The following is a 1,517-nucleotide window of genomic DNA, read 5'->3' as shown; positions in this document are numbered from 1 at the left end:
TAAGAATACTAGGTACTCACTTAGGTTCGTTACGGAGAACCGTATCATAAATAACGGTAAACTTAAATGTGTTAAGATGGTTATTTATTAAATGGCGGTGGGCTGTTGAATATTAGAAATCTAGATTACCCATTTTGCCGGAGTGAAAGTCTTTAAAGGCTTCCATGATTTCTTCCTTGCTGTTCATTAGGTTCGATATGCCCTAGAGGTGAGAAAGAAATGAACACTTCTAACGCTTTCGAGGGGATTCACTTAATTATAGTGGATGAGATCGATCGTTTAAAATTGCAACATTTAGAACAACTTCGTGATATCTATGATCAACATGACGTAGCCATGATATTCATCGGGATGCCAGGGATTGAAAAAAGGTTAGTTCGTTACCCTCAGCTTTACTCCCGTATCGGTTTTGCTCACGAATTTCAGAAACTCAGTAAAGAAGAGATGCACCATATTTTAGAATATAAATGGGATGAACTCGGCATCTCCATCAAACGGGAGGACTTTTCCGACTATGAGGCACTCACTAACATCATGAAAGTCACAAACTGTAATTTTAGACTCATTCACCGGTTATTTACTCAAATTGAACGTATTCTCGAAATCAATCACCTGACATCCATTACAACAGAAGCCGTAGAAGCTACACGAAATAGCTTAGTGATTGGACGTAAATAATTAAGAAACCCAGCTAATCTTCTCATGTGAAGGTAGCTGGGTTTCAAAGTTGGATGTGCAAAATAACACTTAAAATAAGCGCAAATTATTGGGGAAAATGACAACTTTCATTTGGATTGTCGTCTTTTTGTCATCGAAATAGGTGGTACCCCATTATTAAAAACTCCACTCATTATCAAATTATCAGCACTTTATTATCGACTGTATCGCACTTCAAACATTACGCAACCATCCGTTGACTTCCATGGACCATGTTGCATTCCGGGGGGACGTGAAGCCACCATTCCCGCAGTGAATATCTTATTTAAAGTTAAATCTATGACAGACCCTTTAACGACATATAGCTCTTCCCAATAATGATGCACTTGAACTCCATTAGGCGTCGTGTCTGTACCGGGTGCGAACTCCAAAATACGAACCATTTCCTGTGTTGACGAATTCTCTGAAATAACCCTTTGTGACAGCCCTTCTACCAACCCATCAATTGGCTCAAGTTTAAAATTCTTATAGTCTGTGAATTCAATTTCAGGTCTCGATATTTTCTCCACTCCGTCTAAGAAGAATCTTAGGTTGGACCTATAAAGTGATGGTACACGACTACTAAAGATCGGCACATCTTTTCTGACTTGCGGGACTGTCTCTAAATTTAAAGTTGCTTTTAATTCACCAACTTCTTGATCTAATTTTTGAACAATGTCTCCCCATGGATCTACAATTTGTGAGCAACCTGCGAATTCCACTCCTAACTTTGTTCCCGTTACATTTGATGCAACAACATACATTTGGTTCTCAATTGCGCGTGCACGAAGTAAAGTATTCCAATGTGTCTCCCTTGCGAG

At 39.0% G+C, this 1,517-nt stretch carries 1 protein-coding gene and 1 pseudogene; one reads left to right on the top strand and one right to left on the bottom strand.

Annotated features, from left to right (window positions below; translation table 11 throughout):
* Positions 1-243: 243 nt before the first annotated feature.
* A pseudogene (locus AC1DUW_RS28505) lies at positions 244-678 on the top strand (AAA family ATPase); the annotation flags it as partial.
* A gap of 194 nt (positions 679-872) precedes the next feature.
* Here the strand turns inward: AC1DUW_RS28505 and AC1DUW_RS28500 are convergent.
* Positions 873-1,517: nitrilase-related carbon-nitrogen hydrolase (locus tag AC1DUW_RS28500; RefSeq protein ID WP_477644141.1), on the bottom strand; the 645-nt coding region annotated here is incomplete at its 5' end.

This window comes from Peribacillus sp. P4_C12, from assembly GCF_056402095.1.
This window is presented reverse-complemented; position numbering and strand designations above follow the sequence as displayed.